The sequence below is a fragment of the Nocardiopsis nanhaiensis genome (genome assembly GCF_054778635.1).
In genome coordinates, this window is record NZ_BAAGZJ010000069.1 from 16,419 (window position 1) to 41,632 (window position 25,214).

Below are 25,214 nucleotides of genomic sequence, written 5' to 3' on the forward strand. Positions count from 1 at the left end.
GGCTCGGTCCGCGCCGACCGTTCCACTGTGGGGCAGGTCCACGGTCGGACGAGTCCACTGCCAGACGGTTCAGCCCTGGCCGGGGCGGACCAGCCCGCTCTCGTAGGCGACCACCACGAGCCCACCCGTCACCCGCCACCGCCCTCAACGGACGCCTCCGGCGCAGTACTTCCCGCTGGTCCCGCACGCCCAGCTTGGTGAGCAGGCGGTGCACGTGTGTACGGGCCGTGGCGGGGCTCAGGTGCAATCGTGCCCCGACCTCCTGGTTGGACATTCCCCGCCCCACGAGTTCGAGGACCTCACGCTCCCTAGGGGTGAGTCCGTCCAAGCGCTCCGCGGCCTCCGGTGCGAGGTCGGTGCGGGCCAGCCGCTCGATCACGCGGCGGGTCACCCCGGGCGACAGCAGGGCCTCACACGCCGCGACGGTACGGACCGCCTCCCGGAGTTCACCGGGTGCGGCGTCCTTGAGCAGGAAGCCCGCGGCACCCAACCGCAGCGCGGTGAACACGTTGTCGTCCTCTCCGAAGGTGGTGAGGACGACAACCCGGGTGTCGACATGTCGTCGCCCCGACGTGTCGACACGTCGACGTTCCAGTTCCCGCAACACGCCGAGCCCGTCCATGGTCGGCATCTGCAGGTCCAGCAGGACCACGTCCGGGCGGAAGCGGTCGGTTTCGACGAGTGCCCGGCGACCGTCGGCTGCCTCGGCCACCACCTCGATATCGCCGTCGCGTTCCAGGAGCGACCGCACCCCCGCACGCACCAGTGGTTGGTCGTCCACGAGCAGGACCCTCACCACTCGGCGCCCCCGATCGGCAGCCGTGCGCACACACGGAACCCGCCGCCCTCGGCCGCACCGACCTCCAGCGTCCCCTCCAGCATCCGCACCCTCTCCCGCATACCCGAGACCCCGCTCCCTTCTTCCCCGTCCGGCGCGGCACCCCGACCGTCATCGGTGACCGTCACGTCGAGCCCACCGTCTCCGCGTTCCAGAACGACCATCGCTCCCCGTGCCCGCGCGTGGCGCAGCGTGTTCGTGAGCGCTTCCTGGACCACACGGAAGGCGGCCGCGTCGACCATCCCGGGAAGGTCCTCCCCGCCTCCGCCCACAACGTCGACCCGCAGCCCCGCTGCTCGGACGGAGGCAATCAGGTCCGCCAAGTGGGCGAGCCCGGCGACCCGGTCGACCTCAGGCCCGGGCTCGCGCAGCGCACGCACCGTGGACCGCATATCCCGCAGGCCCTCCTTGGAGGCCAGGGTCACGTGCTCCAGCTCCGACCGGGCCGCCGTGAGATCCACCGCCCCTTCCTCCAGTGCCTCGGTCGCCACCGCGGCGTGCAGCGACACCACGGACAGGTGGTGCCCGACGGCGTCGTGCAGGTCTCGGGAGATCCTCCCCCGTTCCCGGGTCACGCGCTCGGCGGCCTCCGCCTCCCGCGCCTGGGCGTCCAGCGCGGCGATGCGCTCGCGCTGCCGGGCAGCTTCCCGTCGCTGGCGCGTACCGTCCCCGAGAGCGATCGCGGCCCCCATGATCGCCCCCGTGGACGCAAGTTCGTATCCCAGGAGGAAGCCCAAGTCCTGCCCTTCGAGGGCTCGCGCGACGGTGGAGACCGCCAGCAGCACCACCGCTGTCCCGGCAGCCCAGCCAGCGCGGCCCCGTTCGGCCGACGAGTACAGGGCGGCGGCGACGGGGACCGCCAGCCCGATAACAGGCAGATCCGCGGCGTGGTAAACGACGACGAGGGCGCCGCTGGCCAGCAGCACTGCCAAGGGCCACCGGCGCCGGGCCAGCATGAGCAGGCCGAGGGCGGCCGCGAACCCGTAGGCCACGACAGACGGCAGGTCTCCTCCCCCGCCTAGATCCGCCGCGATCGCGATGGCGACCACGGCGAAGACGGCGAAGCCCAACAGAGCGTCGACAATGACCGCTTGGCGGGCGGAGTGATCCGGCATGCGGCGATTCTACGGAGCGCGGCCTCGGGGGACCCCGTACCGAAGGCGCGCTCCACTACGCGTTTCGCCGTACACGGAAGGAACCCGGTACGGACGCCCTGGAAGCACCGGTGTCCGTACCGTCCGGAGGATCCGTGCGGCGACCGCCGTACCGAGCCAACGGAGCAGACTCATGGACCAGAACCGCTCAGAGCGTCCGGGCCGCCCCGGTGACCCGGCCTCCACACCTCCGGCCTCCGGTGCCTTGACAGGCGTCCCCTGGGCGCTGGTACTGGGGCTCGGGGCCCCCTGGCCTTGATCCGGCCGCTGATGAGTGCCACCGGCATCTCAGCGGCGATCGGGGCACCTTGGGCACAGCTGGGAGTGACCCTGACCGTCACGGTCGTCTGGATCGCGTCCGTCGTCGCCACGAGAGCTCCGCGGCCGGTCCTCACGCTCGTCCTCGCAGGCGTGGCCTACGGGCTCTTCGTGATCGTGCTGAGCGCCGTGCTGTCTCCGTTCTTTACCGGAGAGCTCCAGGGCCCGGTCACCAACCCCTTCGGCCTGGCGTCCGTACTCGCCACCAACGCCCTCTGGGGGCTCGTCGCCGGGGGTGTGGCCCTAGCCATCAGCACCGGTCGCCGCGGGGGGGGCCGTCCTCGAACTGAGGGCTATACCCCTCCCCCGTACGCTGGGGGGATGTCAGAGCGGGAATGCCTGGCGCCTACCATCGGTTGTGCTAACCATCTTTCCCTCAGGTCACACACCGTGGCCAGGGCAGCGACTGTGTGAAGGGCCTAGAGCGTGAGTGACGTCCGCAATGTCATCATCATCGGTTCCGGACCGGCGGGTTACACCGCTGCTGTGTACGCCGCGCGTGCGGAACTGCGCCCTCTCGTGTTCGAGGGGTCCATCACCGCGGGTGGTGCCCTCATGAACACCACCGACGTGGAGAACTTCCCGGGCTTCCCCGACGGCATCATGGGTCCGGACCTCATGGACCACATGCGCAAGCAGGCCGAGCGCTTCGGCGCAGAGCTGGTCCCCGAGGACGTCACCGACGTGGACCTGACCAAGCCGGTCAAGGAAGTCACCGCCGGCGGTGAGACCTTCCTCGCGCACACCATCATCCTGGCGACCGGCTCCGGCTACCGCGAGCTGGGCATCCCCGGTGAGAAGGAACTGTCCGGCCGCGGCACCTCTTGGTGCGCCACGTGCGACGGGTTCTTCTTCCGCGACCAGGACATCGCCGTGGCCGGCGGCGGCGACACCGCGATGGAGGAAGCCCTGTTCCTCACGCGCTTCGCCAAGTCCGTGACGGTCGTCCACCGCAGGGACCAGCTCCGCGCGAGCCGCATCATGGCCGACCGCGCCCTGGCCAACGACAAGATCAAGTTCCTCTGGGACACCGAGATCACCGAGGTTCTGGGCGAGGACCGGGTCAGCGGCCTCAAGCTGATCAACAACAAGACCAACGAGACCAGCACCCTGGACGTGACGGGCCTGTTCGTCGCGATCGGCCACGACCCGCGCGTGGAGCTGTTCCAGAAGCAGATCGAGCTCGACGAGGAAGGTTACGTGAAGGTGGACGCGCCGTCCACGCGGACCAACCTCGAGGGTGTCTTCGCCTCCGGCGACGTGGTGGACCACCAGTACCGTCAGGCGGTCACCGCCGCCGGCACCGGTTGCGCCGCCGCCTTGGACGCGGAGCGCTACCTGGCCGACATCGGCCACTGAGCCACTCCCCGCTTTCCCGCCCGGTTTCGTCGAACCAAGGAGAACCAAGCAGTGTCCACCGTGAAGACCGCCACCGACGCCTCCTTCAAGGAGACCGTTCTCGCCAGTGACAAGCCCGTCCTGGTGGACTTCTGGGCCGACTGGTGCGGCCCCTGCAAGCAGATGGCCCCGGTCCTGGACAAGCTGGCCGAGGAGTACGCCGACAAGATCGATGTCGTCAAGCTCAACACCGACCAGAACCCCGAGACCCCCCGCGCCTACAACGTCATGTCCCTGCCGACGATGAACGTCTACAAGGACGGCGAGGTCGTCAAGCAGATCATCGGCGCCAAGCCGAAGAGGGTCCTGGAGAAGGACCTCGCCGAGTTCCTGTAACCAGGAGCCAGCAGGAAGCAGCCAAAGGCCCTCAGGTCCAACCTGGGGGCCTTTCTGTGCCTCCGCGGACTCGGACCCGCATTAACCCCGCCGCGCACCCCCAGGGGCACTGTGCCACCACGGAAACGTGAGGACGCGAGGGCGCGGCGGCCAGACCGATGCTGATGCAGATCCCCGCGGCCCGCGTCGGACTGTTTCACGTGAAACAGCGGGGGCCGATCCGATTGGAACAGCGCCCGCGCACCAGCCGGCAGCTGACATGAGGATGGCGGTGTTTCACGTGAAACACCGCCATCATGAGCGAGAGGTCAGTTCTCCTGGTCCATCTGACTGATGATCCGCTCCAGGTCCTCCATCGTCGCGAACTCCACGACGATCTTGCCCTTCTTCCGGCCGATGTCCACCTTCACAGTGGTGTCGAGCCGGTCCCCCATGCGGGTAGCCCACTCCTCGACCTGAGGGGGGTTGCTGATCCGTCCCGCCGACGAGCGACGAGGCTTCTCCTCCTCCGGGATCTCCTTGAGGGCGACGAGCTCCTCCAGAGAGCGCACTGACAACCCTTCGTCGTTGACCCGCTTGGCGAGGCGCTCCTGCGCATCCTGGTCGTCGATCGCCAGGAGCGCACGCGCGTGCCCCGCGCTCAGCACACCGGCCGCCACGCGGGTCTGCACCCGCCCGGGAAGGTTGAGCAGACGCAGGGTGTTGGCGATGTGCGAACGCGACTTGCCGACCTGCTGGGCGAGCTCGGCCTGAGTCGTACCGAAGTCGTCCAGCATCTGCTGGTACGCCGCCGCCTCCTCCAGCGGGTTGAGCTCCTGACGGTGCAGGTTCTCCAGAAGGGCTTCCCGGAGCAGCTCGTCGTCACTCGTCTTGCGGACGATCGCCGGGATGCTGTCGAGCCCCGCGAGCTTGCTCGCCCGGAAACGCCGCTCACCCATGATCAGCTCGTACCGCGGGGCTCCCCCCGCCTCGAGCTTGCGGACCACGACCGGCTGGAGCAGGCCGACCTCGACGATCGACTCCCTCAACTCTTCCAGGGCCTCGTCGTCGAAATGCGTCCTGGGCTGACGGGGGTTGGGGGTGATCGAGGAGAGCTCGACCTCCTCCATATAGGTCCCGTCCGGCAGCTCCGTCGACTCCTGAACCTCGGAGGGCTCAGGGGCGGGCACCGCGGATTCCAGAACACTCTCCGACGGCGCGGGGGCCGTCGGCCCCTGCGGGATGAGCGCCCCCAGCCCCTTGCCCAGTCCGCGCCGCTGCTGGCTCACCGGCAACTCCCTCCACACTCTTTGCCTACTTCCGCCCGACCGCACCGGCCGGGCGGAGTGTTTCACGTGAAACAACTGCCGTTAACCGGCGTTGAGCCCTTCGGCCCGGAAGGCGATCTCTCGGGCCGCCTCCAAGTACGCCACCGCACCGGTGGACGCCGGGTCGTACGTCATGACGGACTGCCCATAGCTCGGTGCCTCGGAGACACGAACACTCCGCGGCACCAGTGACTCCAGGACGATCTCGCCGAAGTGCGACCGGACTTCGTCCGCCACCTGCTGGGCGAGTCTGGTCCTGCCGTCGTACATCGTCAGCACGATCGTGCTGATCGACAGTCCGGTGTTGAGGTGCGACTTGACCAGATCCACGTTGCGCAGCAACTGGCCGAGCCCCTCCAGCGCGTAGTACTCGCACTGGATCGGAATCATGACCTCGTCACACGCCACCATCGCGTTGACCGTCAACAGGCCGAGCGAGGGAGGGCAGTCGATGAGGATGTAGTCGAGGTCCGACGTGTCGTAGGCATCGAAGGCCCGCTTGAGCCGTGCCTCACGGGCGACCAAGGAAACCAGTTCGATTTCGGCGCCGGCCAGGTCGATGGTGGCCGGTGCGCACCACAGGTTCGGGATGTCCGGCACCGGCTGGGCCAGCTTCCGGATCTCCTCGTCCTCAACCAAGCAGTGGTAGATGGAACGGGTCTGTGTGTCTCGCTCCATACCGAGCGCGGTGGATGCGTTCCCCTGGGGGTCGAGATCGACCACGAGGACACGCTGTCCGTTCATGGCCAGGGCGGCGGCGATGTTCACCGTCGTGGTGGTCTTGCCGACCCCGCCCTTCTGGTTGGCCACACTGATCACCCGGCAGGACTTGGGGCGAGGCCAGGGGTCCTCGTGCCCGCGAACCGCCATCGCGGCATGGGCCGCTCGGGCGATGGGGGTGTCTGGGGGGCCGTCTTGGGCCGCATCGCCGCCCCCTGCTTCTGGGGGGTGGGCCACTGTGGATTCCTCCGCTGTTTCACGTGAAACATCGAGCAGGTCTCCGTAGCCACCCATCGGTGTTTCACGTGAAACACCGAAGTTGTCGTCTGGATTCTGGGGCACGAATGAGTTCACCTCTTCCGTCCGCGCTTCTTTTTGCCGCCGCGCGCCTTCTTCTGGGAACCTCCCGACGCGAGCGGACCACCGTCGGATGTCACCGTGACGCGAACGACCGTGGTAGCGGGATCGACTTTACCGCGCCCAGCCCTGATCAGATCGCAGACGCTAGGCCGCAGTTTCGAAACGTCTTTCTCCGCCTCCGCCAACTCGCTCTCAGCCTGCTCGCCCTTGAGCGCAAGCAAACTCCCGTTCCTGCGCAGGAGCGGCAAGGACCACCCCGCGAGCCGGGACAGTGGAGCGACCGCGCGGGCGGTGACGAAATCCGTCTGTAGTTCGCCGTGCACCTCCTCAGCGCGCCCACGCCGAACTTCCACGTTGGGCAGATCAAGCTTCTCCACGGCCTCCTCGAGAAAGACCGTCCTCCTCAGCAGCGGCTCCAGGAGGGTCACCCTGATGTCGGGGCGGAGCAGGCCGAGCACCAGGCCGGGCAGCCCCGCACCAGACCCGACGTCGACCACATCGGCGCCTTCGGGGATCAATTCCTCGACGACAGCACAGTTGATGAGATGCCGCTCCCACAGACGGGGCACCTCACGCGGGCCGATCAGCCCCCGGCGCACCCCGTCATCCGCGAGGAGTTCAGCGTAGCGCCGCGCCACGGGAAGAGCCTCCCCGAACACCGCCTCCGCCGGTGGGGGCGGGCTGGAGAGCGTAGCGGCGGGTTCCTCAGCGCCCGAGGTCATCGGTCACCACCTGTCGGAACTGGTCCATCGTCACTTCCATCAACCGTTGGGTCGCCATGTCGACCTGTCCACATTGCGGGGGCCGACCGACGCGGAAAGCGCGCGGCGACTGACGGCCATCCGCGCGCACGAAGCAACCCCGCTCCCGCGCCCATACTCGACGCGGGGTTCCACACTCACCCGCCCGGAAGCACCGGGGCGGAACGATACGTGGACAGGGAAACACTCAGGGACGATCCTATGCGGGAGCCGCACCCGGGTTTCACGTGAAACACCGTCAGAACCCACTCGCGCGGGCCACTCCAGACGGGTACGCAAACAACCGGCACCCCGGGGAACCCAGGCGAAGCCCTCAAGCACAACGAAGGGGGCGGTGTTTCACGTGAAACACCGCCCCCTTGGCTTCCGCTCTTCCGCTAGTCGGCCGGGTGGACCACCACGTACCGATTGGGCTCCTCACCCTCGGACTCGCTCCGGAGTCCGGCAGCGGCGACCGCGTCGTGCACGACCTTGCGCTCGAAGGGGGTCATCGGCTCCAGCGGATGGATCTCCCCAGACTTCTTGACCTTGTCGGCGGCCTCGGTGCCAGTCTGGAACAGCACCTTCCGACGACCCTCGCGGTATCCGCCGATGTCCAACATCAGTCGACTGCGCTCTCCAGTGGCCCGGTGCACGGCCAGACGGGTCAGCTCCTGAAGGGCCTCCAGGACCTCGCCGTCCTCACCGATCAGCTCGTCGAGGGTAGTGCCGACGACAGAGACCATAGCGCGGTCACCTTCGACATCCATGTCGATGTCGCCGTCGAAGTCCGCGATGTCGAGGAGTCCCTCGACGTAGTCCGCGGCGATATCGCCCTCGTTCTCCAGGGCACCAATGTCGATTCCGGCTTCAGGCGACTCAGCCACAGCCACGCCACCGCTCTCTTCCTCGCTACTTCCCACGGCGATCCCGTCTCCTCAATCCGTCAGGCCCTGGTCGTCGTACGCCTCAGGGGCATTGTCGCCTGCGTACTCGAAAGTCGTGGCCGCCGACACGAAACAGGGAGTCCCTACTTGGACCCACCGGTGCGCTTGGAGCGCGACTGCTTCTTCGGCTGCTTGCGTTCGATCTTAGGCTCTTCCTTCGGCTCCGGAGCGGGTTCCGGGGCCTTCTTCCGGCCGAGCATTCCCTTGGCTGAGCCCTTGGACGCGGTGCCCTTGCCCGATTCGTCCTCCTGGCCGGGCAGCGGCTGGTTCTTGTACAGGAAGTGCTGCTGCACCATCGTCCACACGTTGGACGTGACCCAGTAGACGAGCACACCGATGGGCATCATGAGGCCGAAGAGCCCGAAAGCGGGCGCCATGTACATCATGATCTTCTGGGTCTGCATCATCGGGTTGTCAGGCTGCTGCGCGATGCTGCGCTTGATGCTCTGACGCATGGTCAGGAAGGTCGTCAGACCCATGACCACACAGGCGATGGCGATGACGACCTTCGCCATGGTGGGGTTGGTGGCACCCAGAGCCTGCAGGTCCTCGGGGGACGTGTTGAACTGGGCGGCGATGGGGGCGGTGAAGATCAGCGCCTCGCGTGCGCTGTTGACCAGCTCTTCCGTGAAGCCGAACCGGACGTTGCCCTCGGCCACGTTGCGCAGCACATTGAACAGGGCGAAGAAGACCGGCATCTGGAGCAGGAGCGGGAGGCAGCCCATGATGGGGTTGGTGCCGCTCTCCTGGTACAGCTTCATCGACTCCTTCTGGAGCCGCTCCTTGTCGTGCTTGTAGCGCTCCCGAAGCTTCGCGATCTTCGGTTGCACCTCCTGCATCTTGCGCTGCGTGTTCATCTGCTTGACGAACAGCGGCACCATCAGGAGGCGCATCACACAGGTAAGCAGCACGATGGACAGGCCCCAGGCCCACCCGCTGTCAGGGTTCAGGCCGATGAAGGTCAGACCCGAGTGGATCCAGACCAACACGTGGCCGATGATGTTGTAAAGCCAGTCCAGCACCGGCCAACTCCTCGTTCAGTGAAACTACTGGTCCCCGGTGGCGGTGCCGGTATCCCCGGTTCCGCCCCTGGATTCCTCGGACTCCTCGTTCCGGTCCCCCTTGGGCAGCGGAACCGGATCAAGACCCCCCGGGTTGAAGGGGTGACAGCGGGCGATGCGCCTAACGGCCAACCACAACCCGCGCAGCCCCCCGTGAACGCGGAGCGCCTCGACGGCGTACGCACTGCACGACGGGTAGAAACGACAGACCGGGGGGAAGAGCGGGCTGATGAAACGCTGGTAACCGCGAATGGGCAGGATCAACAACCGCGCCAACGACGTCGGTCTGTGCTCGATCATGGCTTCGCCCACCGTTCTCCGCCCTCAGGGGGGCGACGGTCATCGTCCGCTTCGCTCTTCGCCGCCTCGACCGCTTCCGGGCGTGGTCCTCCACGGCCTCGTCGGCGTCGCGAAGCGCCACGCGGTCGCTGTGCCGCGGCGATCGCACTGTCGAGTTGCACCGCCAAGTCCTCCTGCCGTTTGGTGGCGGCGGAGGGCTTGGCTCGTACTACCAGCAGGCTACCGTTTGGCAGTCCGGGCAACCGAGCCCGTACGGCGTGCCTCAGCCTGCGCTGCACGCGCTTGCGCACCACCGCTCCCCCGACCGCCTTACTCACGACAAAACCGACGCGCGGCGGTACCGTCGCGTCGGTGTCGGATGATGCTCCGGGAGCAAGGTAGACGACGCCCAGGGCGTCGCGCGATGCGCGCCGTCCCGAACGCATGACCGTTCCGAACTCGGCGCTGCGGCGCATCCGGTTCTCCGGCGACAACATCGGCGTTCCTCCGGGAGAGGGGTGCGGCACGACCCTCGGCTACCGGATCCGTGCCCCACGACAAAGGGACCGGCCGGCGAGTAGGCCGGACCGGTCCCAGTGAAGACTTGAGGCTTGACGCAGCCTAGTGGCTCACGGTCAGCGCGGCGCGTCCCTTACGACGACGCGAGGCGATGGTGGCGCGACCGGCGCGCGTACGCATGCGCAGCCGGAAGCCGTGGACCTTCGCGCGACGCCGGTTGTTCGGCTGAAACGTACGCTTGCTCACTACTGGCTCCAGGGGCGTGTCAGGAAAGTACTACGACAGACCCCCAGGATATGCGGGGTCTCACTGTGCTGGTGCCGCGACCGCGCTGTCGTGCGAACACGAGCGCAGGCAGAATCCACGGCATAAGCATATAGAAGATACGACCTGACCCCGTCGGGGTCAAATCAGACCTGCTCATGGTGGCCCCGGCCGCGTGCTCGGGAGCCTGCGGATCCGGTGGCGACCGCCACTGCGCATAGTCTACCCCCGCCCCTGTGGAAAACGGGTTGTCCACAGGGGGCGGAGCCTCCACGGGGCACACATCCTGTGGATAACCTCGCCCTGTGGATAACTTTCACCCGGCGCCCTCTGTTGCCGCACCGAAGCCGGACCCAGGCGCTTTACACATGCGATGACCTGCAAATTGTGGATAACCCTGCACAACGCACAGCCAGCTGCCATCCTGTGGATAAACCTGTGCACAACGTGTGGACAACCTCCCCGAGCTGTGGATACCCAGGGGTAGTCAGAACTTTGGTCACTCTCCGGCCGCCGCGTTGTCCACAGGGCCCGGACGACCGAACCGACCGACCACGCCGCCACCCTCCTGCCCCGGCACACCGCAGAGGGGAGGACAATGGGATGGGTGGGCCCAGGGGTGCCCACGCGCACGAGTGACTCCGTACCCGCCTCCCCGTCCCCTCACCGCCTCCAATCCGCACCGAACAGATCCGCACTGAAGGGACAGCAACCATGGCAGGTCACCTTGGCTGAAGCACAGGTCAACCTCGCAATGGTCTGGTCGAGCGTGTTGGACGGGATCGACAACGACTCCCTGCCCGCGCACCAGCGCGCCTGGCTACCGCAGACCCGTCCGCTGGGCCTGATCGAGGACACCGCGCTGATCGCGGCACCCAACGAGTTCACCAAGAAGGTCCTGGAGACGCGCCTCTACCCGGCGATCAGCAAGGCCCTCTCCGTTCACCTCGGGCGGGACATCCGGGTCGCGGTGACCGTGGACCCCACCGCGGTACCGACACCGCCCCCGACCCCAGCTTCCTACAGCGCGGGCAGGGACCACAGCCCCCAAGGTGCACCCAGCCCCCTCAACCCGCCCCAGGAGCAGGCGCCGGGCCCGCAGCGTCCCGAACAGCCTTCCCCCGCCGAACCGGCCCCTCCGGAGTCCCCGGCGCAGGAGCCGCGCGGACAGCACGCCCGCCCGGCCGCACCGCACCCCGCGGAAGCACTGGGCGCCCACCCGGGCGCGGCAGAGCCCCAGCCGCAGCACCCTCAGCAGCACGACCCATCGCAGCTACAGCAAGCGCCGGTGCAGCCTGCGCAGGCACAGCAGCCTCCGGTGCAGCAGCAGGCCGACCTGCTCGATTCCACACCCCCTGCTGGAGGGCCACAGCCCGCGGAAGCGCAGCCTCCCCGCGCCCACCAGCCGCAGCGGCCCGATGAGCCGCACGCGGCCCCGGACCCGAGTGGTTGGGCGCCAGCACCCGCGCCGACACCCGCACCGGCCCCGGCACCCCAGAGCGGCCCCGAAGGCGCCGCCCAGGCACCGGAGCAGGAAGCGCCTTCCCCGTGGTCGAGTCCGGTCGGCTGGGAGCAGCCGGCCCAGGAACAGCTGTGGCAGCAGCAGAGCTGGGGCGAGGCCGCGTGGGACGAGCCCAACCGCTGGGAGACCCCGGCGGCCACTCCCCCGCCACCGCCCGCGTCCCAGCCGGCCGCCCCCTCAGTGCCGGACGGCGACGACGTGTCCGAACGGCTGCCCGTCGAACCGATCGACGAGCCCGGACCCCCTGAGCCCGGACCCCCTGAGCCCGGACCCCCCAAGCCCAGCTCCCCTGGGCCCGGGCTTCCCGCGCCCGGCGCCCCCGGACCCGCTCCCTCCGAACCAGAGGTGGAGAGGAGGAGAGCCTCGGCCTCGCCGACATCTCCTCCCGGCCGTTCACCGGAGATTCCGCCGGGTGAGCACGCAAGGCTGAACCCGAAGTACACCTTCGACACCTTCGTCATCGGTTCCAGCAACCGGTTCGCGCACGCCGCCTCGGTCGCCGCCGCCGAAGCTCCGGCCAAGGCGTACAACCCGCTGTTCATCCACGGCGGTTCCGGGCTCGGCAAGACCCACCTCCTGCACGCCATCGGCCACTACACGCACCGGCTCTACGAAGGCTCCCGAGTGCGGTACGTGAGCTCGGAGGAGTTCACCAACGAGTTCATCAACTCGATCCGGGACGGGAAGGCGGACGGATTCCGCCGCCGTTACCGCGACATCGACGTGCTCCTCGTGGACGACATCCAGTTCCTGGAGAACAAGGAGCAGACGCAGGAGGAGTTCTTCCACACCTTCAACACCCTCCACAACTCCGACAAGCAGATCGTCATCTCCAGTGACCGGCCGCCCAAGCAGCTGACCACACTGGAGGACAGGATGCGGAGCCGCTTCGAGTGGGGTCTGCTCACCGACGTGCAGCCACCCGAGTTGGAGACCCGGATCGCCATCCTGCGCAAGAAGGCGGCTCAGGAGGGGCTGGCAGCCCCACCGGAGGTGCTGGAGTTCATCGCCAGCAAGATCTCGACCAACATCCGGGAGCTCGAGGGCGCGCTCATCCGCGTGACCGCCTTCGCCAGCCTCAACCGGCAGTCGGTGGACCTGGACCTGACCGGACAGGTGCTCCGCGACCTCGTGCCGAGCACGGAGGTGCCGGAAATCACCGCCGGGGCGATCATGTCCCAGACCGCGGCGTACTTCGGGCTGACCGTGGAGGACCTCTGCGGAACCTCCCGTTCTCGTGTGCTGGTGACGGCCAGACAGATCGCCATGTACCTGTGCCGGGAGCTCACCGAGCTCTCCCTGCCGAAGATCGGCCAACAGTTCGGCGGCCGCGACCACACCACGGTCATGCACGCCGACCGCAAGGTGCGGGCCCTGATGGCGGAGCGGCGCTCCATCTACAACCAGGTCCACGAACTCACCAGCCGGATCAAGGACCAGCCCTCGCTGACCTGAGCCCGTCGGCCGGAGCGGAATAGGCCACAAGGAAGGGGGCCGGCCCGATCGGGCCGGCCCCCTTCCTTGTGGTGTGCCCGGGCTTCGGACGAGGTTCCGGTTCCTGTGCACGGCATCGGCCCGCTGGTCGGCCCGTCCTTCGCGGTCGCCCCGAGCCAGAACCGCCGAGAGTGAGTTATCCACAGGCCTGTGTGGCCGTTGCTCCCATGGAGGGAGGTACGCCCGTGTCATGGCTCAACGGCACCTTCTGTGCCGGACACGCACGATTTTCCCTGTCTCCCAGGGCTTCCAGCCCCTGTTGTCCGTCACACACCCACCGGCGGACAGGCTGTCGGGGCACGATGACAACGGTCGATGCGCACAACTCGCGGGAGGCCTGTGGAAAACCCTGTGCACAGACTGTTTGTCCAGGTTCGAGAGGTATGCGTTGAGGCCCGGAAAAAAATTTTGAGCTTTCTCGAGAAAGTTATCCACAGGAGAGGCGCCAAAACTGTGGACAACCCTGTGGATAATCTGTGGACAACTGCGCTTGGGCTGTGGGTAACCGGGGGTACTCCTGTGGACGCACTCACCCGTCATCGGATCACCAAACCACAGGCCGCTGTGGACAACCTGGGGAAAACCTGTGGATGGACCTGTGGACGCGGTGTGGACAACATGTGGGCCTCTCTTTCCGTCCACAAGACGATCGAGTTACCCACAGGCTCATCCACAAAGCCTGTGGACAAAAATTCGCTGTCTGACCTGCGGATTTAATGGTTATCCACACTATCCACAGGCCCTACTACTACTGCGCACCTTGAGTAACCCAGATGTGGCTTCAAAACCGCTCCGCGCAAAATCTGTGGACAAAGCCCCGAGATCGGAGTGACGGCGGTCAGGTTCTGAGCTGGCAGCAGCAACCAGTGAATCCGGGTAACGTGTGGTCTCGCCCCTGTCCACCGCCGCCGCCAAGACCTGAGCGGTGACCCCTACGGGTACCGAGGCGGCTCCCAGTGGCTGGACCCCGTTCGGCGCGGTCCTGTCCACACCCTGTTGACGGAGCCCTCGGTAGGCCCACGAGACACCCACGACCTGCAACGTTGAGGCTGCGACCGGTCCACCGGTCGTGCGGAAAGTGAGTCGGAAAGTGAAGTTCCGGGTCGAACGCGACGTACTGGCTGACGCTGTCGCCTGGACAGCGCGCACACTGCCGACGCGCCCCTCTGTGCCGGTGCTCGCCGGAATCCTGCTGGACGCCGGCGAGACCGACGACCGCCAGCGGCTGCGCCTGTCCGGCTTCGACTACGAGGTCTCCGCCCAGGTCTCGGTGGACATCGAGATCGAAGAGGCCGGCAAGACCCTGGTCTCCGGCCGCCTCCTCGCCGAGATCACCCGCAACCTTCCTCCACAGACCGTGGAAATCTCCACGGACGGCCCCAAGGTCGTCGTCACCTGTGGAAGCGCGAAGTTCACCCTGAACACCATGCCGGTCGAGGACTATCCGTCGCTCCCGGAGATGCCCGGGGTGAGCGGGACCATCGGCAGCGACGTGTTCGCCTCCGCGGTCAGCCAGGTCGCCGTGGCTGCCGGCCGGGACGACACGCTCCCCATGCTCACCGGCATCCGGGTCGAGATCGAGGGCGAGACCATCACCCTCGCCTCCACCGACCGCTACCGCCTCGCCGTCCGCGAGCTGAAGTGGAAGCCGGAGAACCCCGAGCTCTCCGCCGTCGCACTCGTCCCCGCCAAGACCCTCCACGACACCGCCAAGTCGCTGACTTCCGGAGCCGAGGTCTCGGTCGCCCTCTCGGGCAGCGACACCGGCGAGGGCATGATGGGCTTCGAGGGCGGCGGACGCCGGACCACCACCCGTCTGCTGGACGGCGAGTTCCCCAAGTACCGGGCCCTGCTCCCGGACAGCTTCAATACCGTTGCCGAGATCAGCCGCTCCGATTTCGTCGAGGCGGTCAAGCGCGTCTCGCTGGTCGCCGAGCGCAACACCCCGCTGAGGCTCGCCTTCTCACAGGGTTCGCTGGTCCTCGAGGCCGGCACCGGTGAAGACGCACAGGCTGTGGAGACCCTCGAGGCCGACCTCGACGGCGACGACATCCAGATCGCATTCAACTCCGGGTTCCTGCTGGACGGCCTCGGCGCCATCGGCACCGACGTGGCCCGCCTGCACTTCACCACTTCGACCAAGCCCGCGATCCTCACCGGCAAGCCGGCCGAGGAGGGTTCGTCCCCCGAGTACCGCTACCTGATCATGCCGGTACGCCTGTCCGGCTGACCGGAAGGCCCGCTCACACATCCGGCGTCCGCCTTCCGGCCCAGGGACTTCCTCCGGGGCCGGTCGGCTTCCACGTGTCCACAGGTGCCCTAGGGAGAGCCCAAGCATGCAACTCGGAATGATCGGCCTCGGCAAGATGGGCGGCAACATGGCCGCCCGCCTCCGCGAGAAGGGCCACGAGGTCGTCGGTTACGACGTCTCCCCCGGCGAACGCGACGTCGAAACGCTCACCGAGCTCGTCGACCGCCTCGAGGCGCCCCGGGTCGTGTGGGTGATGGTCCCGGCCGGTGACCCGACCGCGGCGATCATCCGCGAGCTGGGCGACCTCCTCGCCGAGGGCGACGTCATCGTCGAGGGCGGCAACTCCCATTACGCCGACGATCGAACCCGCGCTGAAACGCTCACAGCCAAGGGGATCGGCTACCTCGACGCCGGGGTCAGCGGCGGTGTCTGGGGTCGCCAGAACGGCTACGGGATCATGGTCGGCGGCGGCGCCGAGGACGTGGAGCGCCTGCGCCCCGTCTTCGAGTCCCTGACCCCCGACGACGGTGGCGGCTTCGTGCACGCGGGGGCGGTCGGTGCCGGGCACTTCGTCAAGATGGTCCACAACGGCATCGAGTACGGCATGATGCAGTCCTTCGCGGAGGGCTACGAGCTCATGGTCGCTTCCGGCATCGTGGACGACGTCCCCGGCACCTTCGAGAGTTGGCGTGAGGGCACCGTCGTGCGCTCCTGGCTGCTGGACCTGCTCTCCCGGGCACTGGAGGAGGACCCGGACCTGTCCGGTCTGCGGGGCTACGCCCAGGACTCCGGCGAGGGCCGGTGGACAGTACAGGCCGCAGTGGACCTCGCGGTCCCGGCCCCGGCGATCACCGCCTCGCTGTTCGCGCGCTTCGCCTCCCGCCAGGACGACAGCCAGTCGATGAAGGTCGTCGCGGCCCTGCGCAACCAGTTCGGCGGACACGCCGTCACCAAGGCCGCCGACAAGGACCAAGGCGACAAGGACTAGTCGGCCCCTCTTCTCTGGGGCGGCTCGGTGTAGGCCGGGCCGCCCCAGATCCGTTTCCCCACCCGTTCCACCACTCCCCGTTTCCGCTCCCCCAGCTCCAGGAGGAAGGCCGGATGTACGTTTCCCACCTGCAACTGGCCGACTTCCGGTCCTATGAGTCGGCCCTGCTGGAACTCCAACCGGGTGTGAGCGTGTTCGTCGGCGCCAACGGCCAAGGCAAGACCAACCTGGTCGAGGCGATCGGCTACGTCGCCACACTCGGCAGCCACCGCGTCTCGTCCGACACACCGCTGGTCCGGCAGGGCGCGCCCCGCGCGATCGTCAGCGCGAAGGTCGTCCGCGACGGACGGGACATGATGGTGGACCTCGAGATCAACCCGGGGCGGGCCAACCGCGCGCGGGTCAACCGGGGGGCCGCTGGGCGCCCCCGCGAGGTACTCGGCATCCTCCGGAACGTGCTCTTCGCCCCCGAGGACCTGGCCCTGGTCAAGGGCGATCCGGGCGAGCGGCGCCGGTTCCTCGACGACCTCCTTGTAGCGCGGGCCCCTCGGATGGCGGGGGTGCGCTCCGACTACGACCGGGTGCTCAAGCAGCGCAACGCCCTACTGAAGTCGGCATCGGCCCGCCTGCGCCAGCGCGCCGCCCCGGATTTGAGCACGCTGGAGGTGTGGGACGCCCACCTCGCCGAGACCGGGGCGGAGCTGCTGGCCGCCCGGTTGGGCCTGGTGGAGGAGCTCCGTCCGCTCATCGCCACTTCCTACTCGGGGCTGACGGATTCCGGTGGACCGGCGGTACCCACCTACCGGAGTTCGGCTGTTCCGGAGGGGCGGGAGATCCCGCGCGACCGTCCACAGCTTGTGGACATCCTGCGCGAGGCGATGACCGCCGCGCGGGACCGTGAACTCCAGCGCGGGGTCAGCCTGGTCGGACCCCACCGGGACGACCTCCACCTCCAACTCGGTGACCTGCCCGCCAAGGGGTACGCCAGCCAGGGCGAGTCGTGGTCGTTCGCGCTGTCCTTCAAGCTGGCTGCATTCGAGCTGTTGCGGGCCGAGGGGGACGACCCGGTCCTGATCCTGGACGACGTGTTCGCCGAACTGGACGCGGAACGGCGCCGCAGGCTGGCCGAGCGGGTGCTCGGAGCCGAACAGGTCCTGGTGACCGCCGCGGTGAGCGACGACATTCCCAAGGAGCTGGACGGTGCCCGGTTCGGGGTTCACCAGGGGGTGGTCGAGGGTGAGTGAGGGCCGTCCACAGCATGTGGATCCCCGGGGTGGCCGCGGAAACCCGGGGGGTCCGTCCCGCTCGGGCCGTCCACAGCCTGTGGATCGCCCCCTCTCCTCCGCCGAAGCCTCCCCGGCCACACCGGTGGTGCCCTCCGCCACGGGTGCGGACCTGGCCCGCCAGGCGCTGGCCCGAGCCAAGGCGGAGGCCCGTGAGCGCGGAGCCGTCCCCCGAGGACCCCACCGGGCTAAGAGGCGTGGCCGGTTGCGGTCACGGAACGAGCCCCAACTCTTCGGCGACGCGGTACGGACCTGGCTGATCGAACACGGTTGGCAGGAGCAGGTGGCTATCGGCGGCGTTTTCGGTCGATGGGCGGACATCGTCGGCGAATTCAACGCGGAACACCTGCGACCTGAGAGTTATTCGGAGGGTGAACTCGTAGTGGTGGCTGATTCTCCGACAATGGCGGCCCACGCGCGAGCGATGGTGCGGGATCTGATGCGCCGCCTGAACGAGGAGTTGGGTGACGGCACCGTCGTTGCCATCAAGGTCAAAGGGCCCGGTTTCCGGCGCCGCTGACCCGGCCGGGGCTCCGGCGCCGGGACAGCCCCAATCCCGCTGATACCTATTTTGACCTGCGGTTTTCGAGTCTCTTCCCGGGGCGGGGGGTGGGAGTGTGGTGCGAGGGCGCCTCTGTGGCCCGAGGCGGGTGGCCCTTGGTGACCGGAAGGTGAACCCTCTTCCAGGGCACTGAACCGCGCCGGGACTTGCGCAAGGGGTCTCCCGCGTGTAGGGGCTCGGGTCCCTCCCTAAGCGTTCGTTCTGATGCGGCACAGGGCCGCCAATGCCACTTTGTCGCCCCGCGCGGGGTATCATGGAGGCGGTTCTTAAGACGCCTGTAGCCGGTGCCACGCCCCCGTGTAGAGGGTGGGCGGACGGCCCATACGGCGAACGGTGATCCCCCAGGTGTCGCGGTACGTCGGCCCTCCGATCACTCTGCCGTGGGTTGACCGTCGTCCGTTCGGCCGCCGCCGGCAGGCGTCCCCAGCAGGAGGGTGTTCCCACTTGGCCTACGACGACTACGACGCAGGATCAATCACGGTTCTCGAGGGGCTTGAAGCAGTACGCAAGCGCCCGGGAATGTATATCGGTTCCACCGGTGAGCGAGGGCTGCACCACCTGGTCTCAGAGGTGGTCGACAACTCGGTCGACGAAGCGATGGCGGGCTACGCGGACGCCATCGAGGTGACGCTGCTCGCCGACGGCGGGGTCAGGGTGGCCGACAACGGCCGAGGTATTCCGATCGGCCTCCACCCGGTGGAGAAGCGTCCGGCGGTCGAGGTCGTGCTCACCACGCTGCACGCGGGCGGCAAGTTCGACAGCAAGTCGTACGCGGTCTCCGGTGGTCTGCACGGTGTCGGCGTCTCCGTCGTCAACGCGCTGTCCACGGCACTGGACGTGGAGATCCGACGAAACGGCCACGTGTGGCGCCAGCACTACGAGATGACCGCCCCGACCGGCGACCTCATCGAGGGCGAGGCGACCGACGAGACCGGTACCCAGATCACGTTCTGGGCCGACGGCGGCATCTTCGAGACCACCACGTACTCGTTCGAGACGCTCTCCCGCAGGATGCAGGAGATGGCCTTCCTCAACAAGGGGCTGTCCATCACCATCCGCGACGAGCGGCCCGAGCACACCGACGGCGGGCCGACCGTCAACACCTTCCACTACGAGGAGGGCCTGTCGGACTACGTCCGGCACATCAACGCCAAGAAGGAGCCGGCGCACGCGTCGATCGTCTCCTTCGAGGAAGAGGGCGACGGCATCGCCGTCGAGGTCGCCATGCAGTGGAACCAGTCGTACACCTCCTCGGTCCACACCTTCGCCAACACGATCAACACGGCGGAGGGCGGCACCCACGAGGAGGGCTTCCGCTCCGCGCTCACCACCTTGGTCAACCGGTACGCCCGGGACCAGCGGCTGCTGCGCGACAAGGAGGACAACCTCACCGGTGACGACATCCGCGAGGGCCTGACCGCCATCATCTCGGTCAAGCTCGCGGACCCGCAGTTCGAGGGGCAGACCAAGACGAAGCTCGGTAACACCGAGGCCAAGTCCTTCGTCCAGAAGGTCACCAACGAACATCTGCGCGACTGGTTCGAGCGCAACCCCGGCGAGGCCAAGGACATCGTGTCCAAGGCCAGCCAGGCCGCCCGAGCCCGTGTCGCCGCCCGCCAGGCCCGCGACCTGACCCGTCGCAAGACCCTTCTCGAGACCACCTCCCTCCCGGGCAAGCTGTCGGACTGCCAGTCCACGGACCCGGAGGAGAGCGAGGTCTACATCGTCGAGGGTGACTCGGCCGGCGGTTCCGCGAAGGGCGGCCGCAACCCGCACAACCAGGCCATCCTGCCCATCCGCGGCAAGATCCTGAACGTGGAGAAGTCCAGGATCGACCGGATCCTCAAGAACAACGAGGTCCAGGCCATCATCACCGCCCTGGGCACCGGTATCCACGAGGACTTCGACGCCGACAAGCTGCGCTACCACAAGATCATCCTGATGGCCGACGCCGACGTCGACGGCCAGCACATCCGGACGCTGCTGCTCACGCTGCTGTTCCGCTTCATGAAGCCGCTGGTCGAGGCCGGACGCGTGTACCTGGCCGCACCGCCGCTGTACAAGATCAAGTGGGACCAGAAGGGCAGCGACGCGAGCTACGCCTTCTCCGACCCCCAGCGCGACCAGCTCATCGAGGAGGGGGTCGCACGAGGGAAGAGGGACCCGCGCCCCCGAGACATGGTGCAGCGCTTCAAGGGTCTGGGCGAGATGAACGCCAACGAGCTGTGGGACACCACGATGGACCCGGACAACCGCGTCCTGCACCAGGTCAACCTGGAGGACGCGGCCCAGGCCGACGAGATGTTCAGCGTGCTCATGGGTGAGGACGTCGAGTCGCGGCGCGCCTTCATCCAGCGCAACGCGAAGGACGTCCGCTTCCTGGACATCTAGGCGCGATCCCACCCCTGCTCAAGCAAGCTTCGTAGAAGGGACCGACATCCGTGACGGATGCGAACAACCCCGGCACCCCTGAGGGAGGGGACCTCCCCGTCGAGTCAGCGGAGCGCGTGACCGACCGGATCGAGCCCGTCGACATCCAGGTCGAGATGCAGCGCAGCTATCTCGACTACGCGATGTCGGTCATCGTGGGCCGCGCCCTCCCCGATGTCCGGGACGGCCTCAAACCGGTCCACCAGCGCGTGCTCTACGCGATGTACGACGGCGGTTACCGTCCCGACCGCGGGTACTTCAAGTGCGCCCGCGTGGTCGGCGACGTGATGGGTAACTACCACCCGCACGGTGACAGCGCCATCTACGACACCCTGGTCCGCCTGGCCCAGTGGTGGTCGATGCGGATGCCGCTGGTCGACCCGAACGGCAACTTCGGCTCACCGGGCAACGACCCGGCTGCCGCCATGCGCTACACCGAGTCCAAGCTCGCGCCGCTGGCCATGGAGATGCTCCGGGACATCGACAAGGAGACCGTCGACTTCCGGCCGAACTACGACGGCCGGTCCACCGAGCCCGTAGTGCTGCCCGCACGCTTCCCGAACCTGCTCGTCAACGGCTCCTCGGGTATCGCGGTCGGGATGGCGACCAATATCCCGCCGCACAACCTGCGCGAGGTCGCCGACGGCGTCAACTGGTACCTCGACAACCCCGACACCGAGGACGAGGAGCTGCTCGACCAGCTCATCGCCCGCGTCAAGGGCCCCGACTTCCCGACCCGCGGACTCATCGTGGGTAGGCGCGGGATCGAGGAGGCCTACCGGACCGGGCGCGGTTCCATCACCATGCGCGCCGTGGTCGAGGTCGAGGAGGACAGCCGGGGCCGCCAGACGCTGGTCATCACCGAGCTGCCGTACCAGGTCAACCCGGATAATCTCGCACTGAAGATCGCCGATCTTGTCAAGGAAGGCAAGATGAGCGGCATCGCCGATGTGCGCGACGAGAGCAGCGGCCGTACCGGTCAGCGCCTGGTCATCGTGCTCAAGCGCGACGCGGTGGCCAAGGTCGTACTGAACAACCTGTACAAGCACACCCAGCTGCAGGACACCTTCGGCGCGAACATGCTGGCCTTGGTCGACGGGGTGCCGCGCACTCTGCGCCTGGACCAGATCATCCGCCACTGGGTCAAGCACCAGATCGAAGTCATTGTCCGGCGGACACAGTACCTGCTGCGCAAGGCCGAGGAGCGGGCGCACATCCTGCGTGCCCTCCTGCGGGCCATGGACCGCATCGACGAGGTCATCAAGCTCATCCGGGGCAGCGCCTCCGCGGACGCGGCGCGCACCGGCCTGATGGACCTGCTGGAGATCGACGACATCCAGGCCCGTGCCATCCTGGACATGCAGCTGCGCAAGCTCGCCGCGTTGGAGCGCAACGCTCTGACCGCCGAGTACGACGAGCTCATGGCGCTCATCGAGGACTACAACGACATCCTCTCCTCGGACGTCCGCCAACGGAGCATCATCCGCGAAGAGCTGGGCGAGATCGTCGAGAAGTACGCCGACGAGCGGCGCACGCACATCATCCCGTTCGAGGGTGACATGCGCATGGAGGACTTCATCGCCGAGGAGGACGTGGTCGTCACGATCTCCCGCGGGGGGTACGCCAAGCGCACCCGGATCGACAGCTACCGGGCGCAGAAGCGCGGTGGCAAGGGCGTGCGGGGCGCCCAGCTCAAGCAGGACGACATCGTCCAGCACTTCTTCGTCACCACCACCCACCACTGGATCCTGTGCTTCACGAACCAGGGCCGGGTGTACCGGACGAAGGCCTACGAGCTGCCGGAGGCCGCGCGTGACGCGCGCGGCCAGCACGTCGCCAACCTGCTGCCCTTCCAACCGGGTGAGGAGATCGCGCAGATCATGGCGCTGCGCGACTACGAGGCCGCGCCCTACCTGGTGCTGGCCACCCGCGAAGGGCTGGTCAAGAAGTCGCGCCTGGAGGACTTCGACTCCGCGCGCGCTGCGGGCATCATCGCGATCAACCTCCGCGAGGAGGACGAGCTGATCGCCGCTCGCCTGGTGTTCCCCGGCGACGACCTGCTGTTGATCTCCAGTGACGCCCAGGCGATCCGCTTCCCGGCCTCCGACGAGTCGTTGCGTCCCATGGGCCGGGCGACCAGCGGCGTGATCGGTATGCGCTTCCTGGAGGGCGACTACCTGCTCTCCATGGACGTCATCCGCCCGGACGACGGTTCCACCGACGTGCTGGTCACCACCGAGAACGGGTACGCCAAGCGGACCCCCTCGGAGCAGTACCCGTTGCAGAACCGCGGCGGCAAGGGCGTGCTGACGGCCAAGGTCGTGGAGGCACGCGGCAAGCTCGTCGGCGCCATGATGGTGGACCCGGAGGTCGACGAGATCTTCGCGATCACCTCGTCCGGCGGGGTCATCCGTACCGGTGCCGCTGAGGTGAAGCAGTCCGGCCGCACCACCATGGGTGTCCGGCTGATGAACCTCGACAAGGGGAACAAGATCGTGGCCGTCGCCGCCAACGCCGAGGCTGCTGAGGCCGAGGAGGTCGAAGAGGTCGCCGACGCGGTCGAGGAGGTCGCCGACACGGGCGACGACTCGGTCGCCGACGATGGCAACCCTGAGGCCTAGACTGCGCGTTAAGCCCAGTACGTCCCGTGGGGTTCCTTTCTGGGGTCCCGCGGGACACACGCACCGACCCGTCTCAACGAAAGTCCAGCGGTAGCGCTTCTATGTCTGAGAACCAGCGGAACACCACCAGCAACGATTCCGACGCGGCTTCGGCCGCCGGTGACACGGACGTGGAAACGGCGGGGTCGGCGGAGTCGGATGCCCAGGACTCCTCGAGATCGACCGAGGAGGAAGCGGGGGGAACGACAGTGACGACCGAGAAGAAGCCCGAGCCCGAAGAGGGCCCCGAGTCCGGTGGGCCTTCCTCCGCTGAGGAGGGGACCAAGCCCGCCGCCCCCAGCGCCGTCAAGGCGACGCTGACGAGCCGCAAGGCGCACCTGACCGTCTCCCGGGTGGAGCCCTGGTCGGTCATGAAGTTCAGCTTCGTGGTCTCGCTGGTCTGCTTCATCATCCTGTTCGTCGCGGTCGCGGTCATCTACGCGGTCCTGTCGATGCTGGGTGTCTTCGACGAGCTGACCAGCATGATCAACGCCCTCCTGGAAGGTGACGGCGGAGAGGACGAGTTGGGCCTGAACCCGGCCGCGTGGTTCTCCCCCGGTCGTGTGCTGGGCTACACGGGTGTCATCGGCGCACTGAACATCGTGCTGCTCACCGCGCTCTCCACGGTGGGCGCGATGCTGTACAACCTGGTCGCAGACCTGGTCGGCGGAGTGGACGTCACCCTCTCCGAGGCCGAGTAGGACCCGCGTGCCCGACGGGCCCGGCTCACCCTGTGGGCCGGGCCCGAGGCTTGCCCGGGGCTGTCCCGAGCACTCTCGAAACCCGCTAAAATGGGAGGTGAAGAGGGGCCCGGTCGGCCGGTCCTCTCTCTCCGTGCCCCAGGGCAACCGGTTCGCCCCGGACCCGGGGATACGGTAGAGTTCCTGTCGGAACGAGGGCGTATAGCTCAGTCGGTTAGAGCGCATCCCTGATAAGGATGAGGCCCCAGGTTCAAGTCCTGGTACGCCCACCCAGTTTCACTGGTCAGAGCCTTGCTTCTCCACTCGGAGAGCAGGGCTCTCCCTGTTTTGACCGTCATCTGACCGCGGGACCCCTCGGCATCCCCTGTCAGGGCCTATACTCCCCCGGCACTGAGCGGTACCGACAGGACGCCAAGCCGACAGCGGATCGAATCGCTATGTCGACTCGATTCTAACTGACGCTCCCCGCTCGGTCAGGGGCACGCACAGAAGCTCCAGGAGCTCTGCGGCCAGGGTTGCCGACGTGAAGCACGGGTCCGGGACGGAGTCCCGTGCAGGATGTGCTGGGGCAACCGGAGGAGCGCCGCCCACTCAGCTGGGGATGCTATGAGGTGGCCAACTCCCGGTTCTGCCTGTCACGGATATCCGTGCCTCCTGCGCTTGAACTGCCAGCCGTCGCATTCGGCTCGGTACCAGAGTGAAGGCATCGCCTCATGCAGGTCGATCCGGCTAGTCATGCGCGAATTACTCCGTGGGGACAGAGCTTGGGAGAGGGCCTGCTCCGTGCGGAGGCAGAGCCAGGTGGGGAGCAGCGTAACCAGCACGCCCGAACGGGTATCTGGAAGGAACGGGATTCCGAAGCAGGGCAAGCAGGAACGTTTGTCGCGTTCGGTTTTTCCGTGGATGTCTATGCGAGCGGATGATTCCATTCGTCCCGGGCCCTTGTTTGGTCTGGGGTGTCCTCCTTTCCCGCCGCGTGATTGTGGCCGTCTCCGCTGCGCGCCTCAAGGTCGTCGCCATCGAGCGCTTCGCGCGTCAACGGCGCTCCACCTTGACCCGCTCCGCTACGACGGCGGGTTGGC

General features: G+C 67.5%; 19 protein-coding genes, 1 tRNA gene and 1 pseudogene. 11 read left to right on the forward strand and 10 right to left on the reverse strand.

Going from position 1 to position 25,214, the window contains the following annotated elements:
- Nucleotides 1-69: 69 nt before the first annotated feature.
- Nucleotides 70-799, reverse strand: a pseudogene (locus tag ACYVD1_RS26040) (response regulator).
- A complete protein-coding gene (locus ACYVD1_RS26045; RefSeq protein WP_460777116.1) occupies nucleotides 793-1,953 on the reverse strand; it encodes a sensor histidine kinase in 1,161 nt (386 codons plus the stop codon). The pseudogene ACYVD1_RS26040 and the gene ACYVD1_RS26045 overlap by 7 nt, the downstream one beginning before the upstream one ends.
- Before the next feature lie 783 nt (nucleotides 1,954-2,736).
- Between ACYVD1_RS26045 and trxB the strand changes: the two genes are divergently transcribed.
- Both trxB and trxA read left to right on the forward strand, forming a co-directional pair.
- The gene (gene trxB / locus ACYVD1_RS26050; protein WP_460777117.1) at nucleotides 2,737-3,669 is read left to right on the forward strand and encodes a thioredoxin-disulfide reductase; all 933 of its coding nucleotides are present in this window, start codon (nucleotides 2,737-2,739) and stop codon (nucleotides 3,667-3,669) included.
- Nucleotides 3,670-3,720: 51 nt separating this feature from the next.
- A complete protein-coding gene (gene trxA / locus ACYVD1_RS26055) occupies nucleotides 3,721-4,044 on the forward strand; it encodes a thioredoxin (protein WP_460777118.1) in 324 nt (107 codons plus the stop codon).
- Between the two features lie 308 nt (nucleotides 4,045-4,352).
- On the opposite strand, the gene ACYVD1_RS26060 is transcribed toward trxA, so the two are convergent.
- The 8 genes from ACYVD1_RS26060 to rpmH form a co-directional block, all read right to left on the reverse strand.
- Nucleotides 4,353-5,312 carry a ParB/RepB/Spo0J family partition protein gene (locus tag ACYVD1_RS26060; protein ID WP_460777119.1) on the reverse strand — a complete coding sequence of 320 codons (960 nt, stop codon included), beginning with the start codon at nucleotides 5,310-5,312 and terminating at the stop codon, nucleotides 4,353-4,355.
- A gap of 81 nt (nucleotides 5,313-5,393) precedes the next feature.
- Nucleotides 5,394-6,221: a ParA family protein gene (locus ACYVD1_RS26065; protein ID WP_460757483.1), complete on the reverse strand. Its 828-nt coding sequence runs from the start codon at nucleotides 6,219-6,221 to the stop codon at nucleotides 5,394-5,396.
- 200 nt (nucleotides 6,222-6,421) lie between these two features.
- Nucleotides 6,422-7,153, reverse strand: coding sequence for a 16S rRNA (guanine(527)-N(7))-methyltransferase RsmG (gene rsmG, locus ACYVD1_RS26070; protein WP_460777120.1), 732 nt, complete (start codon nucleotides 7,151-7,153; stop codon nucleotides 6,422-6,424).
- Between the two features lie 416 nt (nucleotides 7,154-7,569).
- Complete coding sequence (locus ACYVD1_RS26075; protein ID WP_460777130.1) at nucleotides 7,570-8,058, reverse strand: Jag family protein; 489 nt, start codon at nucleotides 8,056-8,058, stop codon at nucleotides 7,570-7,572.
- 143 nt (nucleotides 8,059-8,201) lie between these two features.
- Nucleotides 8,202-9,140: a membrane protein insertase YidC gene (gene yidC / locus ACYVD1_RS26080; protein WP_460777121.1), complete on the reverse strand. Its 939-nt coding sequence runs from the start codon at nucleotides 9,138-9,140 to the stop codon at nucleotides 8,202-8,204.
- 24 nt (nucleotides 9,141-9,164) lie between these two features.
- Nucleotides 9,165-9,479 (reverse strand): membrane protein insertion efficiency factor YidD, encoded by a 315-nt coding sequence (gene yidD / locus ACYVD1_RS26085; protein WP_460777122.1) that lies wholly within the window; start codon nucleotides 9,477-9,479, stop codon nucleotides 9,165-9,167.
- Nucleotides 9,476-9,955 (reverse strand): ribonuclease P protein component, encoded by a 480-nt coding sequence (gene rnpA, locus ACYVD1_RS26090; protein WP_460777123.1) that lies wholly within the window; start codon nucleotides 9,953-9,955, stop codon nucleotides 9,476-9,478. The genes yidD and rnpA overlap by 4 nt, the downstream gene beginning before the upstream one ends.
- A gap of 124 nt (nucleotides 9,956-10,079) precedes the next feature.
- Nucleotides 10,080-10,223 carry a 50S ribosomal protein L34 gene (rpmH, locus tag ACYVD1_RS26095; protein WP_460757399.1) on the reverse strand — a complete coding sequence of 48 codons (144 nt, stop codon included), beginning with the start codon at nucleotides 10,221-10,223 and terminating at the stop codon, nucleotides 10,080-10,082.
- Nucleotides 10,224-10,995: 772 nt separating this feature from the next.
- Between rpmH and dnaA the strand changes: the two genes are divergently transcribed.
- The 9 genes from dnaA to ACYVD1_RS26140 all read left to right on the forward strand — a co-directional run bounded on the left by dnaA (nucleotide 10,996) and on the right by ACYVD1_RS26140 (nucleotide 24,401).
- Nucleotides 10,996-13,218, forward strand: a complete 2,223-nt coding sequence (gene dnaA, locus ACYVD1_RS26100; RefSeq protein WP_460777131.1) for a chromosomal replication initiator protein DnaA — start codon at nucleotides 10,996-10,998, stop codon at nucleotides 13,216-13,218.
- A gap of 1,129 nt (nucleotides 13,219-14,347) precedes the next feature.
- Nucleotides 14,348-15,487 (forward strand): DNA polymerase III subunit beta, encoded by a 1,140-nt coding sequence (gene dnaN, locus ACYVD1_RS26105; RefSeq protein ID WP_460777124.1) that lies wholly within the window; start codon nucleotides 14,348-14,350, stop codon nucleotides 15,485-15,487.
- Between the two features lie 19 nt (nucleotides 15,488-15,506).
- A complete protein-coding gene (gene gnd / locus ACYVD1_RS26110; RefSeq protein WP_460777132.1) occupies nucleotides 15,507-16,496 on the forward strand; it encodes a phosphogluconate dehydrogenase (NAD(+)-dependent, decarboxylating) in 990 nt (329 codons plus the stop codon).
- 113 nt (nucleotides 16,497-16,609) lie between these two features.
- Nucleotides 16,610-17,740, forward strand: coding sequence for a DNA replication/repair protein RecF (gene recF, locus ACYVD1_RS26115; protein ID WP_460777125.1), 1,131 nt, complete (start codon nucleotides 16,610-16,612; stop codon nucleotides 17,738-17,740).
- Nucleotides 17,741-17,819: 79 nt separating this feature from the next.
- Nucleotides 17,820-18,299: a DciA family protein gene (locus tag ACYVD1_RS26120; protein ID WP_460777126.1), complete on the forward strand. Its 480-nt coding sequence runs from the start codon at nucleotides 17,820-17,822 to the stop codon at nucleotides 18,297-18,299.
- A gap of 486 nt (nucleotides 18,300-18,785) precedes the next feature.
- Nucleotides 18,786-20,732, forward strand: coding sequence for a DNA topoisomerase (ATP-hydrolyzing) subunit B (gene gyrB, locus ACYVD1_RS26125; protein WP_460777127.1), 1,947 nt, complete (start codon nucleotides 18,786-18,788; stop codon nucleotides 20,730-20,732).
- A gap of 50 nt (nucleotides 20,733-20,782) precedes the next feature.
- Nucleotides 20,783-23,392, forward strand: coding sequence for a DNA gyrase subunit A (gene gyrA / locus ACYVD1_RS26130; RefSeq protein WP_460777128.1), 2,610 nt, complete (start codon nucleotides 20,783-20,785; stop codon nucleotides 23,390-23,392).
- Nucleotides 23,393-23,493: 101 nt separating this feature from the next.
- Nucleotides 23,494-24,132: a DUF3566 domain-containing protein gene (locus ACYVD1_RS26135; RefSeq protein ID WP_460777129.1), complete on the forward strand. Its 639-nt coding sequence runs from the start codon at nucleotides 23,494-23,496 to the stop codon at nucleotides 24,130-24,132.
- A 195-nt stretch (nucleotides 24,133-24,327) separates the two neighbouring features.
- Nucleotides 24,328-24,401: transfer RNA gene (locus tag ACYVD1_RS26140), tRNA-Ile, on the forward strand.
- Nucleotides 24,402-25,214 lie beyond the last annotated feature (813 nt).